A 19097-nucleotide genomic window follows, 5' to 3' on the forward strand; every position below is an offset into this window, starting at 1 on the left:
ATCAGGGGCGAGCCGGCTGCTGGAGTTCCGGTTCGACCTCGGCCAAAACCCCGACTCTTCTTAGTCCATCGGCACCGCATTCGCCTAGTCCGGCGCCGTCCCGCCATCACCCCGGCCCTGGCCGCCCCGGCTTCCGGACGAGGCCGTTCAGGCCATTCTCCCCCATCACGAAGCTTGGAACGGCTTCGGCTATCCGGACGCCCTGGCCGACGAGGCCGTCCCGCTTCTGGGGCCGTGGAGGCCGGGATCTTCTCGTTCATGGGTACGAAGCCCTCCCCAGGTGCTTTCCGCGCGGCTTCTTAGGCCGGAAACCTCCACCCGCCGACTCGGTGCGAGGCGCAGGACGGGAGAGGGTCGGTCGTCCTCACCGGCCGAGCTCGGGGCCAGCGCAGTGCCGACCCTGCAGCACCATCACCACGAAGTCCCGGACCAGGCGCACCTGCTGGGGTGTCGCGGCCGCCAGAAGCTCGTGGATCTCGGCGCGCAGGTCCTCGGCCTGTCCGGAACGCTGCCCGGGCTGCAGGGTGGCGCGCAGCACGTCGGCCGCCGAGACGCCCAGCGCGCCCGCCAGCCGGGTCAGCACGTCCAGAGAGGGCATGGCCCGGCCGCCTTCGATGCGGGAGATGAAGGTCGGGTGAATCCCCGCCTTCTCGGCGAGCTGCTCCTGCGTCAGGTTTTGCTGCCGGCGAAGGGCTCGAAGATAGCGTCCGAGTTCCTGCTGTCGGCTCTCCATGGTGGCGGCCCTCAAAGGCATCATTCCTTGCGGCAAGGTCGGAAGGAATAGCTGACAGTCTATCGAACCTGACTAACGATCAAGCTCGGTCGGACGGACCGGGCACCCGTGGGGTTGGGGGCACGTGCCGTACCGGATGCTGCGGCCGGTGCGGGTCCTCTGGTGGCTGGCGCCGGGGGGTTGGCGCCTGTACCGGGACCGCGCCGGCCGGTGGTATCTTGTGCATCGGGCGACGGGAAGGGTGCGCGCCCTTGGCGGGCGCCGGCCTGCGGCGTAGCCGGGGGCAGGGCGAGGACCTGACGCCGCTGCAAGGCTACATCCTCGCCCATGTACAGGCGCGCTGCGCCAGCGGCGCTAGGGTCGTCCCCTCCCGGGACCTGGCCGCGGTCTTCCGCATCTCGCATGCGTATGCACGGGAGCAGGCACGTGCCCTGGTCCTCCTGGGCTTGCTGGAGGTCCGCCCGGGACGGGCAGGCGGATACCGCCCGCGCTCCTCGAAGCCCAGCCCAGCGGAGCGAAGCCGGCCGCGGTAGGACGGGGGCCGGCCATGCCGGCCAGCCTGCCGACCCTGTAGTTAACCCCCGGCCCTGGGCGAACCCCTGGGTCGGGGGTGATGTAGCCGTGTCCCTGTGCGTGGGGATGGCCCGAGCCATCTGGGAGCGGGCGCTCGGCATTCTCCCGTGGGACCAGAGCGGCGCTCGCAGACTGCGCGCGTACTGGGACCAGCCGGAGCACGCCGCTATCTACGCCCACCTGATGGGTGTCCTGCGGGAAAGTCCCCTGATGATGCAAGCCCTCCGCCAGCCCTGGGAGGTCCAGGAGGTGCGGGAGGTCGTCGTCCGGTTTTTCGAGCCGGACGGCAGTTGCGAGGTGGAGGGGATCCGCTATGGCCGACCTGCCGGCGCCTCCGCCGGGTGAAGCTGAGGTCCTGGACGGGTGGCTGGCGTCGCACCAGGGAAAGGGGGTGGAGCGCTACACGCACGGAATCCAGGTAGCGTTCCCTCCGCACGAGGCCCGCGCCACGATGGAGAAGCCCCGGGATCTGCTCACCCGCCATGCGTCGACAGGTGGTGCGCGATGACGATGGCCCCCGTCCAGGGCACCCTGGACGAGTTCGACGTCGGAGCGTCGGAGTGGCCCGGCTGGCTTGCGTGGCCGGCCCGGTACGCCGAGCATGCCGACGCCCTGGTGACGGGGGTCGGGTTTCTGCAAAGGCCCCTGCACAATCGGTCTCACGGATATGAACGAGGCCGTCAACCCCCACGTGTGCTCCACCGGGGTAGAACCGGACCGGGGATGTCGTCGACGGTTGGCACTCTGATATCCGCGGGTTGGCTACCGCATGTTACGCCATCCGTCGGGGAGCTGCCTCGAACTGGGGACGCACGTGCGGCCTCAAGGCCGTGTGCATAGGAGACTCGAGGATTCCCCCCCGGTCCCCGGTCAGTTCCGGCTCACCCGGTCGGCCGGATCCTTGTTGAGGCCTCAAGACGCCTGCTGTCGCCCCTGGTCGTCCGGTCCGGCCGCTACCCGAGCCTGCTGCCCTCGACATGGCATGCAACGGCCCAGGCAAGCCCCAACGCCCACGTACGCTTGGTGCTGGGAGAGGCAGCCTGGGCCTGTCGGCATCGGCCCGCGGTGAAGGCCTCCTTGCGGGCTCGCCGGAAGCGGGCTGATCCCGAAGTGCTACGCATCCCCCTCAAGGCGCAGGAGCAGCTGCATCGCAAGTACTGGCGCTTGCTCGGCCGGGGTAAGCCGTCCACTGTGGCGGCGAGCGCGGTCGCTCGCGAGCTCTGCCCTTCTATCTTTCACTCGACGGGGAATTCCACCCGCGTCACGTTCTGCGACGGGTCCGGTGTCGAAGCCGGATCCGTGAGGTACCACTCCCGGGGCGGCCCCGTCACCCGCAGCCCGCTCGCCTTGATGTGGTCGAGCAGCGCCCGGTACGCGTCGCCGAGTTCACCGTACGGCCCCACGTGCTTCACCCAGGCCACTCGCCCGCCCGGAAGGGTCAGGGCTTCGACCGGCCCTACCGGCGACTCGCCTCTCGGAAGGGGCTGGCCGACCGGCCACCCGGCAGCGAAGTCGGTTCGCTCGGGGTCGAACTCTTCATCGAAGTAGACGGCTACCGGCGGGCCGTCCGGCCGGCGCCCCTCTCGAGCCAGGTATTCCATGACCGCCGCAACACGGGGGCCGGCCTCTCCTACCGCCCCCACCTTGCGCACCACCATGGCCGTCACCGGCCGTACCTCTTCCACCCGGACCTCGTACTGCTTCATCGGACCTTCCGCCTCCTCCCGGCATGGGGCGAGGGCACTCAACCACGCCGCCGCTCGGCTCGCGGCGCCGGCGTAGGATGCAGCGCGGGAGGCGAGGAGGGCGTGCTGGCGCTCGAGCGCACCGCGCAGGTCGGCCCGACCCTCGAGCACCTCGCGAATCTCCTCCAGCGTGAACTCGAGCGCCTTCAGGCGCTTAATGAGGCGCACCGCGGGTAGCTGCGAGGCGTCGTAGTAGCGGTACCCGCTCGAGCTCACCTCCTTCGGCTTCAACAGGCCGACCTCGTCGTAGAAGCGCAGCGTCTTGACCGACAGCCCCACGATGCGGGCGAACTCCCCGATGGTATAGGCCGCCGGCATGCCCACCGCCTCCGTTCCCTGCCCTGGCCGCCGCCTAGCGGCAGCGTAAGGCCTCCCGTAACGGGAGAGTCAATAGGTCGGGCGCAGTGTGGCATGAACCGTGCCGGCTGGGGAGCGACCCAGAGGCGGTCTTCCCCCGTCTGCTAGTCCAGCGGGAAGCCCGTAAATGCCCGGCAGCGCGCCGGCATAGTTCACGGCCGCCCCGTAGCCGCGCCGTAGGAAACCCCCATCCGGCCCCAACAGGGGCACCCCCGAACGGTTACCGGCAACGAAGGCCGCGGCGCGGTTCGTTCCCAGTAGGACCCCGAGCACAACGAGCGAAGTGGCCACCACACGGGCCCAGCCGTCCGTCACCGGATCGTAGCCGGGCGCTGCCTCGCCAGGCGCGCATGTCGCGGAACTCGCGCAAGTAGAGCCACAGGACATTGATCCAGTCTGCCCACCCGAGACTGCACCCGAGATGCTGGTGAGGGTGATCGGTGAAGTCCCCGTGCCGGAGGATGATCCGGCACCGGTTGCCCAGGTCCTCCACCAGCCAGTCTACCTCGGTGAGGCGGCCGCCCTCGAACCACGAGTAACCCAGGGACCGTCCAGGCTGCAGGCGCACGATGCGCCCGGGTCCGTCAGTTCCTTCCGCGCCCCACCCTAGGCTGTAGCGCCCTCCCACACGCAGCTCGACGGTCGCGTTCTCCGCGATCCAGTTGCGTAGATACGCCGGGTCGGTGAGTGCCGCAAAGGCGGTCGCGGCGCTCACGCGGCATTCACTGGACTGCTCGATGATCCGCCGGTCGGCGTTGCAGAAATCCAGGCGAAAGCCTACCTCGCCCATCTCGAGCCACTGCCGGAGAAGCGTCGTGTAGTAGGCCCACAGCGTCTCAGTGATGAGCGTCCATCCGGGGCTGGCCTGTCGGCCGGCGTCGTGGGCCACCTCCACGCGAGTGAGACCCTAGTGGGGACGAACCGTGAAGGTGACGCGCTCGGGATCGCCGGGATTCCACGCGACGACGAGCCGCCGCCGGCGCTCCAGCTGCAGGATAGGACCCGTTCGCACCCCCTGGGGCAGGTAGCATCCGCTACACTTTTAGATGCAGCTCGATATGTCCACCTCTGCCCGCTGGCACAACCAGCGCTCCAACTGGTCGGCCTCGAGCAGCGCCTGCCACACCCGCTCCACCGGGGCATTGACGACAACGTAGCGCCGAACCTGCGTGGTCAAGGCTTACCCGCTCCTTCGAGGTTTTCGCAGCGACGCGGACTTCCCCCTACAGATTTCGACTCACTTCGGTGAAATGGCCGACGTGACGCGGCGCGTCCGGGCTACGCTGGATTCGCGACAGGATCAGGAGTTGGGCGACCAAGCCGAGCAAGGACGTCGTCATCAGGTACCGCAGCACGCCCACGCGATCCCCGAGGATGCAAGACCATGTCGTCGCCGAGGCGAAACAGCGTCTGGCTCACCAGCAGCCAAAGGAACTGCCGGTTTCGCATGACGCTTCTGAGGGGCTCCGGTATCCTGCGACCCACGCCAGTGCGCCTCCTGTCCCAGGAGGTGGCGATGCCGCCATCCCCTCGCCGGGAAGGCAGCATCGCCCTCCAAGCTTCTAGTTCAGGCGCCCGTATGGGTCGAAGGGATCGGGGTCCGCTACGCCGTCGCAATCGAGGTCGAGCTTCCCGCCACGCTCAAGGATGTGGTGAGGAGCAGCCGCTTCGCCTCCCCCATGCGGATGGCGGCCATGAAGTCCCGGGGCGTGATGCCGGTTTGGGCCCGGAAGACGCGAAGGAAGTGAAACGGGCTCATGCGCGCCATGTCGGCTAGGTCGCCAAGGGAGAGGGCACGGCTCATCTGCCGGCGCATCTCGCCGACCACGGAGGCGATGACCTCGATATGCTCGGTTCGCTGCAGCCCCAGATGGCATCGGTCGCCCGTCATGATTCCCACCTTCCCCAGACGGGCCGTGTGCCAGCACGACGGCCTGTCCCTACGGCCACGCCCGTGGGAAAACCACTCTGAGAGACCGTCCCAAAACCTTCCGGCCCCGCTCGCCCCTCGGCGGTTGGGCCGCCCACGGTCCGGGGCGCCTGTCCTGGTACCCGCCATCCGGGAAGTCGGCTGAGAGAGAGCGGACCTGTCTATGACCGTTAGCGCAGCTCGACCGGCCTATCCCTTCACCAGCCCGATGCGGAATCCCTCCGGGTCGGTGAACATGGCATACGTGACCATTCCGGGGATCTCGGTGGGAGGAACCACCACTTTGCCCCCGAGCCTCTCGGCCTTCTCCAGGTACGCCTGGAGGTCTTCTACCTGAACATAGAACGTTATGTAGCCTTCTCCGTCCGCGGGTCCAATCCCTCCGTTGATTCCGGGGCTGCCCGTCTCCACCATCCCGTAGTTGATGGGGTTGTTGGCGTCAATCTTCCACCCGAAGAGTTCGGCGTAAAACTTGTGGAGCGAGGACGGGTTTCTGGCGTTGATCTCCCAGTGCACCACCGGCTTGCCCATCGGCTCTCCTCCTCTGCAATGGCGTACGAGCGGGCGAGCACCGGCTCGCTCCCCCGTGTTCCTACGCATCCTTGAGAACCGGCCAGGAGTTGCGCAACACGAGCAGCATCGGGATGCCGACGACGGCGAGCGTTATCCCCGCAACCCCGATGGTGGCCGGGACGTCGACGCAGCTGGCCAGGAACATCATCTCTCCCCTTGAGCGAAGAACTGCTTCCGTTTCTCGGACTCGAGGCGGGGAAAGCGCACGGCGCTTACCATTCTTTCCCATCCGCCCTCGTGGGCTGTCGCTCACCAGCAATAGTAGATCGGATTCTCGTGTGTCCGCATCCTCCAGATTGCCTTTTGGCGGGACCTCGACGGTCCGGGCCACAGTACCGGCGCCAACGTGGCGCGAGCCCCCCGCTGGAGCAGCGGCACGAAACTGGCGGGGAACTTCATCTCTGGACGGGCTCCTGTGCGGGCTGAGCTTGCAGGTACTTCTCGTGCAACACGAACAGCTTCGGACTGGCGACGCCGTTTCGGCTCAGAATCGGCTGTATCGCGTCGGCGCCACTCGGTCCTGGGTTCCCTGAGTCCGGACGAGCTCGAGAGGAGGCGGTACCTCCACCACGAAGCCCCCGTTACGGCTGCTTAGCCACAGGTTGTCCACGAAACTGGATCAACTCCAATCCCTACCCCGCCCTGCCGTTGCCCCGTCGGGGATGTCCCCTCCCGTGTCGGTGGGCCTCCCGCCCGGCTGCCATCTGCATCCTGCCCGCTGGCGGTCGCCTTGCATTTCTGCGGCCCGGTGGGCCATCGCCGGGTCCACAGGGCAACCGTGGCACCGGAATCCACCCCGCGAGGAGCCAACGAGATGCTTTCTCAAGCGCAGGAACTTGGCCGTCCCTGACCGGGACTGCAGCCACCTTGGCTCCGTCTCGGGCCGGTACCTTGATCCAGGCCGTTGGCACTGGTCCGCCCGGCTTGTCCACCTTCGCGGGCACGGTCCGCAGTGCTCCGCCACTGGAGGATCTTGCCGGAGATCGTCGAACCTCGCGGTCGGTCGTGATACCGATCTCAGCGCAGGTAAAGGATGTGGGCTATCGGGACGCCGGACGAAGCCTCCCCTGTTAAGGAGGGACTCCAAAGCCCTGTGGGTGTTCACGTGAGCTGGCAAGCGGTATGATGGGCAGACACGAAATGTGCGGGTGATTCCCTTGGCAAGAGAGTGGCCCGACATCCCTACCCCTTCCTATAGCCCGCCCCCTCGCCAAGTCATCGTTACGATGGCTGAACTGGTACGTGACCCGGGGTCAAATGGCCTGTGGACCGCCTCATCACTGGAGCCGGCGATTTCCTGGGTCTCGGCGGGGGTGGGCACCGGTGGAACAACGTCACTCCATCGGCGATGTGGGGACCATGCACCGACACCCCATTCCCTTCATCCTTGAGCGCACCGTTCGGGGACAGACCTGCGCCTCGACCTGGGCGGTCATAAGCGCTGGGAAGTAATCACCCAGGGGGGTCGAGTATGAGTGTCTTGCACCTCCGTCATGTTCGCCTGACCCTTGAGCGACTGTTTAAGGGAGTACTGGACATGTCTGACTGCCAGCACCATAGTGGCCAGCTTTACGAGTTCACCTTCCTAAGCCGCGCTTTGGCAGCATACTCCGTAATGTACCATGCGCAGTGTGATGTCTCGACTGCGGCGAACAGTGTAATTGACGGCTATGACGACAACGGATTGGATGCTGTACATTACGACGAACTAACTCGCACATTATGGATAGTGCAAGCCAAATGGATCGACAAAGGCAAAGGAGCTCCGTCGCTGGCTGACGTTAAGAAGTTTACCAGCGGAGTGCGGGACCTGATAAACGGCAACTTTGATCGCTTTAACGAACAGCTTCAGAAGAGACAGGACGAACTCATGCGCGCGCTGGACGATGTGCAGGTCAATTTAGGCCTCATCATCGCCTATACAGGAGGCCCGATGCACCGCCATGGCCAGCGAGACCTTGAGGACCTACTGGGGGAGTTGAATGATGCTTCTCCGGTGGCCAAGCTTGTAGTATTCACCCTCTCTGACATACATCGCGCGGTCGCAGGCCTAGCAGAGTCAGATTCGGTAAACTTCGAAATAGCATTGTCAGAGTGGGGCCAAGTAAGGGAGCCATACAGGGCGTTTTATGGCCAAGCTAATGCCGCGGAGATCGCCAAATTGTGGGCTTTCGGGCCGAGACTACTAAGCAAGAACATCAGGAAATTTCTGGGCGATAGCAGCGTGAACGAGTCAATACAGGAAACCCTGCGTACTCGCCCAGACGATTTCTGGTATTTCAACAATGGCATAACTATTCTCTGCTCCTCGGTTGAAAAGAAGCTAATGGGAGGGGCCAGCCGCGACGTCGGCATCTTTGTCTGCAACGGTGCTAACGTAGTTAATGGGGCGCAGACGGTTGGCAGTATTGCCCGTGTCTACCAAACTAACCCGGAGTCAGTCGAGCGAGCCAGAGTACTTGTTCGCCTAATATCTCTGGAGAACTGCCCAGAAGGCTACGCGACTGAACTGACTAGAGCTACCAACACCCAGAACCGGATCGAAAAGCGGGACTTTGTATCGCTGGATCCGCAGCAAGAGAGGTTGCGGATGGAGCTCTACATTGAGGGTAAAACTTACAGCTACAAGACCGGAGACGCACTGCCTGACGAAGAAACAGGTTGCACACTCGATGAGGCTACTGTCGCTCTAGCCTGCAGTTCCGGAGACCTATCCTTGGCGATACTCGCGAAGAAGGAAATCGGTAAGCTATGGGAGGATACTACGCAGCCCCCTTATGCCACCCTTTTCAACGAGAACCTTACTGGAGCAAAGCTGTGGCGGCTCGTCCAGATTCTTCGGGCAGTCGAAAGCGAGTTGAAAAGCCTTCAGGCGGATGCAAGAGGGAAATACCGAAATGTTGCGGTTCACGGCAACCGCTTCATTCTTTACCAAGTATTTAAGCGCCTACCAGTCGCCCAACTTGAAGATCCCGCTGCTCCCATTGGAGATCTACTGGAGCAGGCAAGGCAGTTGACTAGGGTAGCACTTGACGCAACGTATGCGAGCGTTGAGGCTCTCTTCCCTGATGCTATGATAGGACGGCTTTTTTACAACCTCACTAAGTGCCGGCGAATAGACGAGGACCTCAACGATCGCTTGCCACCAAGCTCCCGTTGGGTGAGCAAGGCTCGCGCGGCAATAGACGCCGAGGGCGCACAAACGGGCGCCAAGGTGAGGAGTTCATGAGTTCTCTGTCATTGACTTGTGCTATCTACTAGAGCGTCCCGTAAATAACATTTCAATGGGTAACAGAGAGGGACTCCAACCCGTGCTTCCAGCGAAAGACGACCGGCTCCTGGTTGAGGTCGTCGATGTACTGCGCAATTCGGCGGGCCATTTCGTCTTTGGAGTTGGCCCGGATGCCGCGCAAGAGGCTCTTGGCCATCTTGGCGAAGAAGGCTTCGATGAGGTTCAGCCAGGAGCCGTGCTTGGGCGTGAAGATGAACTCGAACCGATTCGGGACCGTGGCCAGGTAGCTGCGCGTCTCTTTGGAGAGGTGGGCGGAGTGATTGTCGAGGATGATGCGGATCGGGATCCCGCCGGGGTAGCTGGCATCGAGCCCCTTCAGAAACTGAACGGACTCCCGGCTTCGGTGACGGTTGACCACCTGGCTGTGGACGTGCCCCGTCAGCAGGTCGATGGCAGCCATCAAGGTGAGGGTGCCGTGGCGAACGTACTCGTAGTCCCGGCTCCAGCCCCTTTGCTGACCGGGCTGCGGGGGCCGGTCGGGGGCGGTGGTCCCCAGCACCTGGATGCCGGGTTTTTCGTCGTACGAGAGCACCGCATGCAGCGGGCCCGAAGGGTCCTGCCGCTGGCGAAGCAGCTCCACCTGCTTGTAGACGAGGAGCAGTTGCGCCATCTTCGCGTCGAAGTCCGGATCACGTCGCTCCAAGTAATAGCGGATCTTGGGGGGGCGGATCGCGTGCTCGGCGAGAACCTGAGACAGGGTCCCGGTCCCTATGCGGACCAGGCTGGGATGGCCGGCGGCTTCGCAGTGCCGGCGGATGTGTCGGACCAGCAGCCGCGTGGTCCACAGCTCGTGGGGATAGCCCAGGTCCTTGGGCTTTTGGCACGCCGGCGAGACGACCCACGCCCGTGCCTCGGCCGGGATACGGGGGCGCCTCCCTCGTCCGGGAAGGTCACCCAGGGCGGCTTCGGGCCCCCATTGCAGCGCCTTGTCAATACAGCGCTCCACCTTGGGGCGATTAGTCCCAAGGCGAGCCGCAATGGAAGAAATGGTCTCCCCTGCGGCGTAAGCGAGCAGCATGCGGGCCCGCTCGACCCGGCGCACGGCGGTAGTACGGGAGCGGCTGATGCGCTCAAGCTGGGCGGCCATCTCCTCGGACAAGACCAATGCCGGTCGCTTCCTTTCGAACGGCACCACCCTCAACCCCCTCCTGGCGGCTGAGGGCAGTGTATCAGAGTTACGAAGGTACTGCCATGTTATTTGCGGGTCACTCTACTAGGTGACAATGGATACCACGCTGTATACAGAGTGCCTCGCGCCCGGATCGTCACACCGCCAATGCACCCCTTGACCTTATGACGTCGAAGCACCTTCGACCCTTGACATCGCTTTCGCACAGGGTATAATGAGAGCGAGCCATGTATACGAAAACTGGGTGGCGTGCCATGAAGACGACACAGACCGCTAGGGCGTATGCGGAGCTCCGTAAGGCCATTCTGGAAGGGACACTCCAGTCGGGCTACCCGCTGCTCGAGACTGAGCTCGCTGCGCGCCTCGGCATGAGCCGCACCCCTGTGCGCGCAGCCATCCTCCGCCTTCAGGTGGAGGGCCTCTTGGAGGTGCTGCCCCGCAAGGGCGTTCTCGTCAGGCCCGTAAGCCCGGCAGACGTCGAGCAGATCTACGAGATGCTTGAGGCGCTCGAGGGGATGGCCGTCAAGGCGGCTGCGAGCCGTGCCACCCCGGAGGAGATACAACAACTCGTCAAGACCGCAAGGGAGATGTACGACGCCGCCAACAGCGGTAAGCTCGAAGCCATTGTGCAGGCCGATATCGAGTTTCACCGGCTGCTGCGCCAGATGGCGCACAACCACTTCATCACGCAAGAGCTGGAGCGGTTTGACTCTTACGTGGAGCGCGTCCGGTGGCTGCGGGGCCGCGGTAATGCCGCCGCTTACGAGCGCTCCGCAGCGGAGCACCGAGCCACGGCAGAGGCGATCCAGGCGGGAGAGGGTGAGAGGGCTCGGCTGCTACACCAAGCGCACTGGCAGCGGGTCCGCCAGGAAGCTATGGAGCTGCTTGGGCAGGCGGAAAAGGGAGGTCTCAATTGGCTGCCGTCTCGCAACGGTCAGGCCGCACAGGCGAGGGCCCAGGTGGGGGCGTGAGTGGCCTCCTCTCGCGGGGCACTTGTGTACACAGCTGAGTACACAGGTATGTATTCTGAATCGATCTTAATTAACCCTCACGGAGTGAGATGGCAGATGAACGGAGATAACTCTTCGCTGCTTTTCACTCGCACGGGTGGAACGCTTGTCGTGACCCTCACCCGCCCGAAGCTGAGCGCGGAAGCCCTTCGGCTGCTTTCGAGGGGAATGCGGGAGGCTGAATCGGCCCCGGATCTGCGCAGCGTCATCCTGACGGGCCAGGGAGATGTCTTTTGCCTCGGGGGTGACCTCGGCAACGCCGTCGGCGGATCGAGCCTGGACGTTCTTGAGTTCGGCGAGGCGTTCATAGAGCTGCATCGAGAGGTAACGGGTCTCAAGCTCCCGGTTATCGCGGCGGTCAACGGCTTGGCCCACGGCGGGGGATTCAGCCTCGTGGAGGCATGCGACGTGGCCGTGGCCGCCGAGTCGGCTCGGTTCGCCATACCCGAGATTCGGACCGGCGCGGCTCCCATGATGGCCCTGGCAGGCGCTCACCGGACCCTGACGCGCAAGCAGGCGATGTGGCTGGCCCTGCTCGGAGAGGAACTCGATGCCAACCAAGCGCTGCAGCTGGGCATTGTTAACTTAGTGGTTTCCGACGATCAGGTTATGCCGACGGCTCTGTCGGTGGCCGGGCGGCTGGCCGGCTATAAGGCCACATCCCTGCAGATCGTGAAGGCAGCCTACCGGTCGATGGACGAGGGCCGCTTTGAGCGACAGCTCCGCCACGGCCTGAGCCATCTCGTCGTGCTCCTGGGTGTGTAGCTCGGGCTGGTCCCGTCTCCCGGGGCCTTGGTTGCGCTCAAGGCTGGCGTGTTCGTGGTAGCTCGGAGTGTTCGTGGTGAAATGAGGCCATAAGTTCGAGGCAGTCGGGCTGCACCCGGTCGCGGCCGGCGACTGCTAGCTAGAAGGAGGGGTTTTCTGTGCGCCACACAAGAGTGTACCGGTTGCTTGCCGCGGCGATAGCGCTGGCCGCGATGGTTGTGACCCTGCCGGCAGCCGCCGAGACAGGCGTAAAGGGACGCCTGTCGGTCATGATATACAAGGACAACCCTGGCCAGGACGTTCCCACGCGCCAGCAGATTCTGGAGTGGGCGGCGCAAAACAACGTCGAAGTCTCCATCGAACCCGTGGTGCTCAAAGACCTGGCGCCCAAGGTCGCGACCACCCTCGCGAGCGGTACGGGGCCCGACGTGCTCATTCTCCCGGGCTACAGCCCCCGCTTGTACGTCGATGCGTTGCTTGATCTGAGCGACGTGGGCAACGAGGTCGATCGCAAGTACGGGTTTTACGACATCGCCAAGCTCATCGGCAAGGTGAACGACCGGTGGGTCGCCCTGCCCGTGTACATTTACATGCACCAACTGGTGTATCGCAAGGACGTGCTCAAGGCCGTCGGCGAGACCGTGCCGGACACGTGGGATGATCTCGTGCGCGTCGGCCAGAAGATTAAGTCGGCCAAGCTCGGCGTTGACGCGTTCGGCGTCGCTTACGGGCGCTCGGACGATGGTAACCAGTTCGTCCAGGGCGTCCTGTGGGCCTACGGCAGCCGGATGGTGACGGAGGACGAGAAGAGAGTCACGTTCGATTCGCCCGAGACGGTGGCGGGTCTGCGTTACGTGGTCGGCCTGTACCAGCAAGGGTTGATGCCTCCCGGCGTGCTGGCCTGGGACGACTCGTCTAACAACAAAGAGATCCTGGCCGGGCGTATTGCCATGACGGTCAATGGAGGCTCGATCTACTTCCAGGCCAAGACGGCGTTTCCGGACATTTTCCCCAACCTCGGGCTCGCCGTCTACCCGAGGGGGCCCGTCATGCGGGCGTCCATGCCCAACGCCTTCAGCTGGGCTGTCCGTAAGAACACGGCCTACCCCGAACTCGCCAAGAGTCTGCTGCGCTACCTGTTCTCGGCCGAAAACTACATGGAAGTCATCAACACCACCAGCGGTGCCATCGGCACCTCGCTGAAGTGGTTCGAGAACGCCACGGTATGGCAGGATCCGGACACCCGGGCGGCTCTGCAGGCCATTCCCACGGCTCACATGACGGGATGGCCCGCTCCGCCGTCCAAGCGGGCTGCCGAGGTCGAAGCTCGACGGCTCATGGTGGACATGGTGGGCCGGGTACTCATCGACAAGCTGACGCCTGAGGCCGCCGTCAAGGAGGCCGCAGCAGCCATCGCGGAGATCTACCGGGGACAGTGAGGGAGTAGCCATGGCAGGCAGCACGGCCGCTGTCCGGCAGGAACGACTTGGTGCCTCGCGCTGGGCGGGCTTGCCCGGGCTGGTGTTCGTGCTGCCTGCCGTTCTAGTGGTCCTCGGGGTCGTCGGCTACCCGTTCGTCGAGGGCATCTGGCTTAGTCTCACCAACCGGACCGTCGCATCTGAAGGCCACTTCATTGGTTTCAAGAACTACGCTAACCTGCTCCATAGCGCGGTCTTCCTCAAGACCGTCCGCAACACGCTAGTCTATACGGGTGTCGGCCTTGTCGGCAAGCTGGTGCTGGGGATGGCTGTGGCGCTCTCCCTCACCCGGGTAGGCCGCGGGCGGGACCTGCTGGGCGCGTTGCTGCTGCTTCCGTGGATCATCCCGACGGTGCTGAGCGCCCTGGTCTGGACCTGGATCTTCGATGACACCTCCGGCATCCTCAACTACGCGCTGGTAAGGCTGCACCTTGTCGACCGCCCGGTCCCGTGGCTGGGAAGCAGCGCGCTGGCCATGGCCTCCGTCATACTGGTGGCTGTCTGGAGGGAGACACCGTACTTCGGGTTGAGCCTCCTAGCCGGCCTCAGGAGCATCCCCCAGGAGCAGTACGAGGCGGCCAGCCTGGACGGTGCGGGCACCCTGCAGCAGTTCCGGTACGTGACCCTGCCCAACCTCCTCGGGCTGATCCTGTTGGTCAGTACCATCTCCGTCGTCCAGTCCGCGTACGACTTCTCCATCGTCTACATCCTAACGCGGGGCGGCCCCGTCGGCGCCACGCACATCTTCTCGACGTTGACGTACGAGATCGGCTTCTACGTTGGGGATCTGGGGCGGGCAGGCGCGGTCGCGCTCACGGCGTTTCCCATCTTTGGTCCTCTCATGTTTTACATCGCCCGGTCGCTGGAACGTCGGGAGGCATCCTTGTGAGCAGGTACCAGGCCACCTCGCTGGTCTACGGGCTAGCCCGCTACACGCTGCTCGCCGCCTTTGCGATAGCAGCCGTGGCACCCTTTTACTGGATGGTCATTACCTCGGTTAAGCCCGTTCAGGAGCTGTATGCCGGCAAGATGCCGCTGTGGGTAGAGGCCCCGACGTGGAAGCACTACGCGGAACTCCTCGAGACCTACATGTTCCCCCGGTGGTTTTGGAACACCATCGTGGTAGCCGTTGTCTCGACGGCCGTGTCGCTGGTCCTGGGTTCCCTCGCCGCGTACGGCGTTACCCGGACAGGCACGGCGCTCGTCCGGCAGCTCACCCGCGTGGTGCTGGTGACTTACCTGGTCCCCCGGGCGATGCTGATGATCCCTCTCTACCAGTTCCTCGCGGCCCTCCGGCTTCTCGACAGCCAGGCAGGCTTGGTGCTGGCGTACCTGACCTTCACAGTTCCGTTTTCCGTCTGGCTGCTGATCGGGTTCTTCCAGGGGATCCCGCGAGAGCTCGATGAAGCAGCCTTGATCGACGGGTGCTCTCGGATGCAGGCGCTCGTCCGGGTGGTGCTGCCGCTCGCCCGGCCGGGTCTGGTGGCGGTGACCGTTTACACCTTTTCGCTCGCTTGGAACGAGTTTCTCTACCCCCTGGTGATCATCCAGTCCGACGCGCAAAAGCCCCTCACTGTTGGCATTGCGGCCCTCCAGCAGGGTGACGTCTTCGCCTGGGGGCCTCTGATGGCCGCCGGCACCCTGGCTGCTATCCCGATTGTGACTTTCTACGCCCTGATCCATCGGCAGATCGTGGCCGGGGTAACGGCGGGTGCGGTGAAGGGGTAGGCCCCTCCAAAGGTGCAGCCATATGCCGCCGTCCCGCTGCCTTTTCCGGCCCGAGCGGCGGTACTCCCCAGAAGGAGGTCCCGTGGTATGCAGGTCAGGCATTCAGTCATGGTCGGAGTCCTGGGTCGGTACGCGGACAGGTTTCACGAGTACCAGCCACCCCGTGCCTTTGCCGGCAACCTCGAGCTGGCACGCCGGATTGCCGGGGCAGACGGCATTGAGGTGGTCTACCCTCAGGATTTCGCGGACGTCGACGAGACCATCCGGCTGATCGAGCGGTCCGGCCTGCCGGTCTCCGCGGTCAACGTCAACGTTAAGTCGGAGGCCAAGTGGAGGACCGGCTCGTTCACCTCGCCGGACCCGGCGATTCGAGCCGAAGCCGTACGCTATCTCAAGGTGGGGATGGACCTGGCACGCGAGCTGGGGGCTGGGATGGTCACTTGCTGCCCGCTGATCGATGGCTGGGACTACAGCTTCCAGGTGGACTACGCCAAGCAGTGGTCCTGGCTCGTGGAGTGTATCTCCGAGGCGGCCCGCTACAGGCCAGAAGTTAAGCTAAGCCTCGAGTACAAGCCCTTCGAGGCTCGTAACTCCATCGTGTTGCCCAACCTCGGCACGACCCTCCACCTCTGCAACGTCGTCGGGCAGCCCAACGTCGGTGTCACCATGGATGTGGGGCATGCCCTCACGGCGGGCGAGACGCCGGCCGCGTCCGCCACCATCGCCCTGGCAGCCGGTCGGCTGTTTTACGTACACTTCAACGACAACAACCGGTTGTGGGACTGGGACATGATCCCCGCGACAGTGCACGTCTGGGAGGTTATCGAGACGTTGTTCTACCTGCACCGACTCAACTGGAGCGGGTGGCTCTCATACGACGTCTTCGTCAAGAACGGCAACCCCGAGGAGGCCATCGAGGCGACCATCGCCATCATGCGGGAGCTCCAAGCGTTTGTCGAATCCCACGCCGCCGAGTTGGAATCGATCGTGCAGGAGGGCATCCCGGCCCGGAACTTCAAGCGGCTCGTACCCCTGCTCCTGCGGGGAAGGGGTTGAACGGCGTGCGCCTCGGGATCGGGACATACGCCTTCCGGTGGGCGGTGGGCACTCCTACGTTCCCGTCTCCGAATCCCCTCACGGCCGGCCGCTTCGTGCGCTTGGTAGCCGAGCTCGGAGCAGAGGTGGCTCAGTTTGCCGAAAACCTGCCGCTGGAGCGCCTGACGCCGGCCGAACTCGACGAGCTACGCAGGACTGCCGACGGCCTCGGGGTCGCGCTGGAGGTGGGCACGGCCGGGTGCACGCCCGAGCGGCTGCGGCGGCATCTCGACATCGCGCAGCGGCTGGGGTCGGACCTGGTGCGGCTCGTCCTGCACTCCGGCGACTGCTCGCCCACACCTCAGCAAGCCCTGGAGGCCCTCCGCGAGGTGCTGCCACGGTACGAGCGGGCCGGCGTCTCCATCGCGGTCGAAAACCACTTCCTGCTGTGCTCGCCCGCCCTGCTGGATCTGGTGCGCGCTACCCAAAGCCCGGCGCTCGGGGTCTGCCTCGACACCGCCAACTCCATCGCGTGTGGCGAGTGGCCGCTCGAGACGGCCAAGATGCTGGCGCCCTTCGCCCTGACCGTCCATCTCAAGGACTACACCATCCGGCCCGACCCGGACGGAGCCGGCCTCGTTATCTCAGGCGCCCCTCTGGGCGAGGGACACCAGGACCTGCCCCAGCTTATGAGGGCGCTTGCACTTCCAGCCTCGAGGAACGCAAGCCTCGTCCTCGAGCAGTGGCTCCCCAAGTCGGCCGACCCGGCCGCCCTGCTCCGCCAGGAACTCGACTGGGTACAGCGCGGCGTCGCCGCCGCCAGGCGCCTGCTGCAGGCTGCTGGCGCCCGCAGCTAGGCTGGCTGAGGCGTCCGCGGCCCGATGCTGGGCGGCGTCACCCGACGGCGCCTCATGAGGGCGTTGCGGCGGGAGCGGCCGCAACGCCCTTCTTCCGCCGCTCCAGCGGCGGACGTGGGACGCCGCACCGGTCAAGCCTCGCCGTCTTCTTGCCTGAGGCCGGTCAGCCCTCGCGCGCGGCTGATCCTTTTCGATGCTGTTTTGTGGGCTGTGAAGTAAAGCGTTATACGACTTCAGAGCGGGTGTCTCGGCGTCAAGGAGAGCGACAACCTCCTGCAGTGTTCGCGCGTAGGCCCTCACAGCCAGCCGGCAACGTGCATCCGACGTCCGCAAGAACTACCCTCTTGAGATCTCTGCTGTTGGACCCTTGGCTTTCTGGGTAATGCGGCGGTCCAGATACCTCCGTAGTGTGTCCGTGGCCACGCTAAAATCCCCACATGTGGCCATGAAAAAGCCGCACCAACGGCCACGAAAAGACTGCATGTCGGGTCAATGTGCTAAGCGGAAGTTCCCGGCCTCCGACCCGGTGTGAGTGCCGATGACGACCGCATTTCAAGGGGATTCAACGGTGCACCCCTTCTGGCTACGTCAGGGGAACCCCCAAGAGCTGGAAGATCCGGCGGTGGAGGGGTTCGGGTTCGCCGAGGATCGTGACCTCCTGCCCGGCTACCTCCGCAGAGTGGCGTTGCAGCGTCTCCAGCTGCATCATCAGCCCCTCGAAGGACTGGCGGGGGTCTTCCTCGAGCAGCGGCCGCAGGGCCCGCTCCATGTGCCAGCGCACGTAGAGGGCCAGCATGCACAAAAACGTGTGGGCCCGCACCCGGTCCTCCAGCCGGTGGTAGACCGGGCGCAGGTCCAGGGCGCTTTTTATCGCTCGGAAGTTCTGCTCGATCTGGCGCAGCGACTGGTAGGTGCGTTGCACCTGGACCGGGTCCATCCGGTCGGCCGAGACGTTCGTGCGCAGCACGTAGAACCCATCCAGCTCCGCCTCCCGGGCAATGGATGCGGGGTCCCGCTGGAAGGCGAAGTGCCCGTCGCGGATGGTGAGGTGAAAGTGCTTGCCCATCTTCCAGCGGCCCAGCACCTTGCCCACGGCCACCCCGATCTCGTCCGCCGTCAGGGGCTTGCGGCGGCGCCGGCGCACCCGGGCCTCCACCTTGGCCAACTCCCGCTCCGTGGCCAAAAGCAGCTCCTCGCGCTTTCGCCGCCGCTCCTCGGCCACCAGCGGGTTGTAGCAGATGACCAGCCGCTCCCCGGGGCGTTCAGGGTCCGTGATCTCCGCCACGCCCTGCCGGTCGAAGAGGCTCGGCTGGAACAGCCCCTGTGCGCGCAGCTCCTGGATGTCGGGCGCCCGAAGGGCGGTAACCCACCCGAAGCCCACCGCCTGCAAGTCGGCCAGGCGTGCCGTGACGATCATCCCCCGGTCGCCGACGAAGACCACGTAGTCGATCCCGAAGCGGCGCCGCACCCGGTCGATCTGGGAGGGAAGGGTCTGGGGGTCTCCCCCATTCCCCGGGAAGACCTCAACGGCGACCGGGCAACCCTCGGCGTTGGTGAGCAGCCCTACGGTGAACTGCTTCTTCCCTCGCTTCTTGTCCCGGCTGTACCCGAAGCGGGCCAGAGGGCAGGTCCTCCCCTCCAGATAGACGCTGGTCAGGTCGGGTATGACAAGATCCCTCCGGAACCGACCGGAGGAGATCGGACCCCCCCAGGGGCGACATGACCTCCGCCCGGTTCCTCGAAAAAGGGTCTTCGGGGGGAGGCAGGGCTTCGTGAGGTCGTGCCAACCAAGGCTGCTGTATGCGGGCCACCTCCTCCCAAAGGGCCCGGTCCGGTGACGAGAGAGCGCTGCGCCCAACGCTTGCGATACCTGAGTGCACGGGTCGGGCCAA

At 64.8% G+C, this 19097-nt stretch carries 19 protein-coding genes; 10 read left to right on the forward strand and 9 right to left on the reverse strand.

Annotation, left to right across the window (positions count from 1 at the left end):
- Positions 1 to 364: 364 nt before the first annotated feature.
- Entirely contained in the window at positions 365 to 733 is a 369-nt protein-coding gene (locus tag U7230_RS06935; RefSeq protein WP_324717994.1) for a helix-turn-helix domain-containing protein, read from the reverse strand.
- Between the two features lie 251 nt (positions 734 to 984).
- On the opposite strand from U7230_RS06935, the gene U7230_RS06940 reads away from it, so the two are divergent.
- Positions 985 to 1266 carry a hypothetical protein gene (locus U7230_RS06940; RefSeq protein ID WP_324717995.1) on the forward strand — a complete coding sequence of 94 codons (282 nt, stop codon included), beginning with the start codon at positions 985 to 987 and terminating at the stop codon, positions 1264 to 1266.
- A gap of 88 nt (positions 1267 to 1354) precedes the next feature.
- Positions 1355 to 1651: a hypothetical protein gene (locus tag U7230_RS06945; RefSeq protein ID WP_324717996.1), complete on the forward strand. Its 297-nt coding sequence runs from the start codon at positions 1355 to 1357 to the stop codon at positions 1649 to 1651.
- 890 nt (positions 1652 to 2541) lie between these two features.
- Here the strand turns inward: U7230_RS06945 and U7230_RS06950 are convergent.
- The 6 genes from U7230_RS06950 to U7230_RS06975 form a co-directional block, all read right to left on the reverse strand.
- Positions 2542 to 3369 carry a MerR family transcriptional regulator gene (locus tag U7230_RS06950; RefSeq protein WP_324717997.1) on the reverse strand — a complete coding sequence of 276 codons (828 nt, stop codon included), beginning with the start codon at positions 3367 to 3369 and terminating at the stop codon, positions 2542 to 2544.
- Positions 3370 to 3628: 259 nt separating this feature from the next.
- Complete coding sequence (locus U7230_RS06955; RefSeq protein WP_324717998.1) at positions 3629 to 4303, reverse strand: SRPBCC family protein; 675 nt, start codon at positions 4301 to 4303, stop codon at positions 3629 to 3631.
- Positions 4304 to 4450: 147 nt separating this feature from the next.
- A complete protein-coding gene (locus U7230_RS06960) occupies positions 4451 to 4585 on the reverse strand; it encodes an SRPBCC family protein (RefSeq protein WP_324717999.1) in 135 nt (44 codons plus the stop codon).
- Positions 4586 to 5011: 426 nt separating this feature from the next.
- Positions 5012 to 5299 carry a helix-turn-helix domain-containing protein gene (locus tag U7230_RS06965; RefSeq protein WP_324718000.1) on the reverse strand — a complete coding sequence of 96 codons (288 nt, stop codon included), beginning with the start codon at positions 5297 to 5299 and terminating at the stop codon, positions 5012 to 5014.
- 228 nt (positions 5300 to 5527) lie between these two features.
- Positions 5528 to 5869, reverse strand: coding sequence for a VOC family protein (locus U7230_RS06970; RefSeq protein WP_324718001.1), 342 nt, complete (start codon positions 5867 to 5869; stop codon positions 5528 to 5530).
- Positions 5870 to 5930: 61 nt separating this feature from the next.
- Positions 5931 to 6059: a hypothetical protein gene (locus U7230_RS06975; protein ID WP_324718002.1), complete on the reverse strand. Its 129-nt coding sequence runs from the start codon at positions 6057 to 6059 to the stop codon at positions 5931 to 5933.
- A 1323-nt stretch (positions 6060 to 7382) separates the two neighbouring features.
- On the opposite strand from U7230_RS06975, the gene U7230_RS06980 reads away from it, so the two are divergent.
- Complete coding sequence (locus U7230_RS06980; RefSeq protein WP_324718003.1) at positions 7383 to 9140, forward strand: AIPR family protein; 1758 nt, start codon at positions 7383 to 7385, stop codon at positions 9138 to 9140.
- Positions 9141 to 9192: 52 nt separating this feature from the next.
- On the opposite strand, the gene U7230_RS06985 is transcribed toward U7230_RS06980, so the two are convergent.
- Complete coding sequence (locus tag U7230_RS06985) at positions 9193 to 10290, reverse strand: IS630 family transposase (RefSeq protein ID WP_404980649.1); 1098 nt, start codon at positions 10288 to 10290, stop codon at positions 9193 to 9195.
- A 296-nt stretch (positions 10291 to 10586) separates the two neighbouring features.
- Here U7230_RS06985 and U7230_RS06990 point away from each other — a divergent pair, with 296 nt between their 5' ends.
- From U7230_RS06990 to U7230_RS07020, 7 genes are all read left to right on the forward strand, one after another.
- The gene (locus U7230_RS06990; RefSeq protein WP_324718005.1) at positions 10587 to 11303 is read left to right on the forward strand and encodes a GntR family transcriptional regulator; all 717 of its coding nucleotides are present in this window, start codon (positions 10587 to 10589) and stop codon (positions 11301 to 11303) included.
- Between the two features lie 96 nt (positions 11304 to 11399).
- The gene (locus U7230_RS06995; protein ID WP_324718006.1) at positions 11400 to 12107 is read left to right on the forward strand and encodes an enoyl-CoA hydratase/isomerase family protein; all 708 of its coding nucleotides are present in this window, start codon (positions 11400 to 11402) and stop codon (positions 12105 to 12107) included.
- A 158-nt stretch (positions 12108 to 12265) separates the two neighbouring features.
- Positions 12266 to 13546 carry an ABC transporter substrate-binding protein gene (locus U7230_RS07000; protein WP_324718007.1) on the forward strand — a complete coding sequence of 427 codons (1281 nt, stop codon included), beginning with the start codon at positions 12266 to 12268 and terminating at the stop codon, positions 13544 to 13546.
- A gap of 10 nt (positions 13547 to 13556) precedes the next feature.
- A complete protein-coding gene (locus tag U7230_RS07005; protein ID WP_324718008.1) occupies positions 13557 to 14474 on the forward strand; it encodes a carbohydrate ABC transporter permease in 918 nt (305 codons plus the stop codon).
- A complete protein-coding gene (locus U7230_RS07010) occupies positions 14471 to 15313 on the forward strand; it encodes a carbohydrate ABC transporter permease (protein ID WP_324718009.1) in 843 nt (280 codons plus the stop codon). The genes U7230_RS07005 and U7230_RS07010 overlap by 4 nt, the downstream gene beginning before the upstream one ends.
- A gap of 87 nt (positions 15314 to 15400) precedes the next feature.
- Complete coding sequence (locus tag U7230_RS07015) at positions 15401 to 16369, forward strand: sugar phosphate isomerase/epimerase family protein (protein ID WP_324718010.1); 969 nt, start codon at positions 15401 to 15403, stop codon at positions 16367 to 16369.
- 5 nt (positions 16370 to 16374) lie between these two features.
- The gene (locus tag U7230_RS07020; RefSeq protein WP_324718204.1) at positions 16375 to 17205 is read left to right on the forward strand and encodes a sugar phosphate isomerase/epimerase family protein; all 831 of its coding nucleotides are present in this window, start codon (positions 16375 to 16377) and stop codon (positions 17203 to 17205) included.
- 583 nt (positions 17206 to 17788) lie between these two features.
- Here the strand turns inward: U7230_RS07020 and U7230_RS07025 are convergent.
- Complete coding sequence (locus U7230_RS07025) at positions 17789 to 19063, reverse strand: IS1634 family transposase (RefSeq protein ID WP_324718011.1); 1275 nt, start codon at positions 19061 to 19063, stop codon at positions 17789 to 17791.
- Between the last annotated feature and the right edge of the window lie 34 nt (positions 19064 to 19097).

The sequence above is a fragment of the Limnochorda sp. L945t genome (genome assembly GCF_035593305.1).
GTDB classification, from domain to species: Bacteria; Bacillota; Limnochordia; order Limnochordales; family Geochordaceae; genus Carboxydichorda; species Carboxydichorda subterranea.

Coding starts and splice junctions, on each gene's coding strand:
- U7230_RS07005 (WP_324718008.1), top strand. CDS start 13,557: ATGGCAGGCAGCACGGCCGCTGTCCGGCAGGAACGACTTGGTGCCTCG.
- U7230_RS06950 (WP_324717997.1), bottom strand. CDS start 3,369: ATGCCGGCGGCCTATACCATCGGGGAGTTCGCCCGCATCGTGGGGCTG.
- U7230_RS06935 (WP_324717994.1), bottom strand. CDS start 733: ATGGAGAGCCGACAGCAGGAACTCGGACGCTATCTTCGAGCCCTTCGC.
- U7230_RS06985 (WP_404980649.1), bottom strand. CDS start 10,290: ATGGCCGCCCAGCTTGAGCGCATCAGCCGCTCCCGTACTACCGCCGTG.
- U7230_RS06980 (WP_324718003.1), top strand. CDS start 7,383: ATGAGTGTCTTGCACCTCCGTCATGTTCGCCTGACCCTTGAGCGACTG.
- U7230_RS07015 (WP_324718010.1), top strand. CDS start 15,401: ATGCAGGTCAGGCATTCAGTCATGGTCGGAGTCCTGGGTCGGTACGCG.
- U7230_RS06970 (WP_324718001.1), bottom strand. CDS start 5,869: ATGGGCAAGCCGGTGGTGCACTGGGAGATCAACGCCAGAAACCCGTCC.
- U7230_RS06990 (WP_324718005.1), top strand. CDS start 10,587: ATGAAGACGACACAGACCGCTAGGGCGTATGCGGAGCTCCGTAAGGCC.
- U7230_RS06975 (WP_324718002.1), bottom strand. CDS start 6,059: ATGATGTTCCTGGCCAGCTGCGTCGACGTCCCGGCCACCATCGGGGTT.
- U7230_RS06965 (WP_324718000.1), bottom strand. CDS start 5,299: ATGACGGGCGACCGATGCCATCTGGGGCTGCAGCGAACCGAGCATATC.
- U7230_RS06995 (WP_324718006.1), top strand. CDS start 11,400: ATGAACGGAGATAACTCTTCGCTGCTTTTCACTCGCACGGGTGGAACG.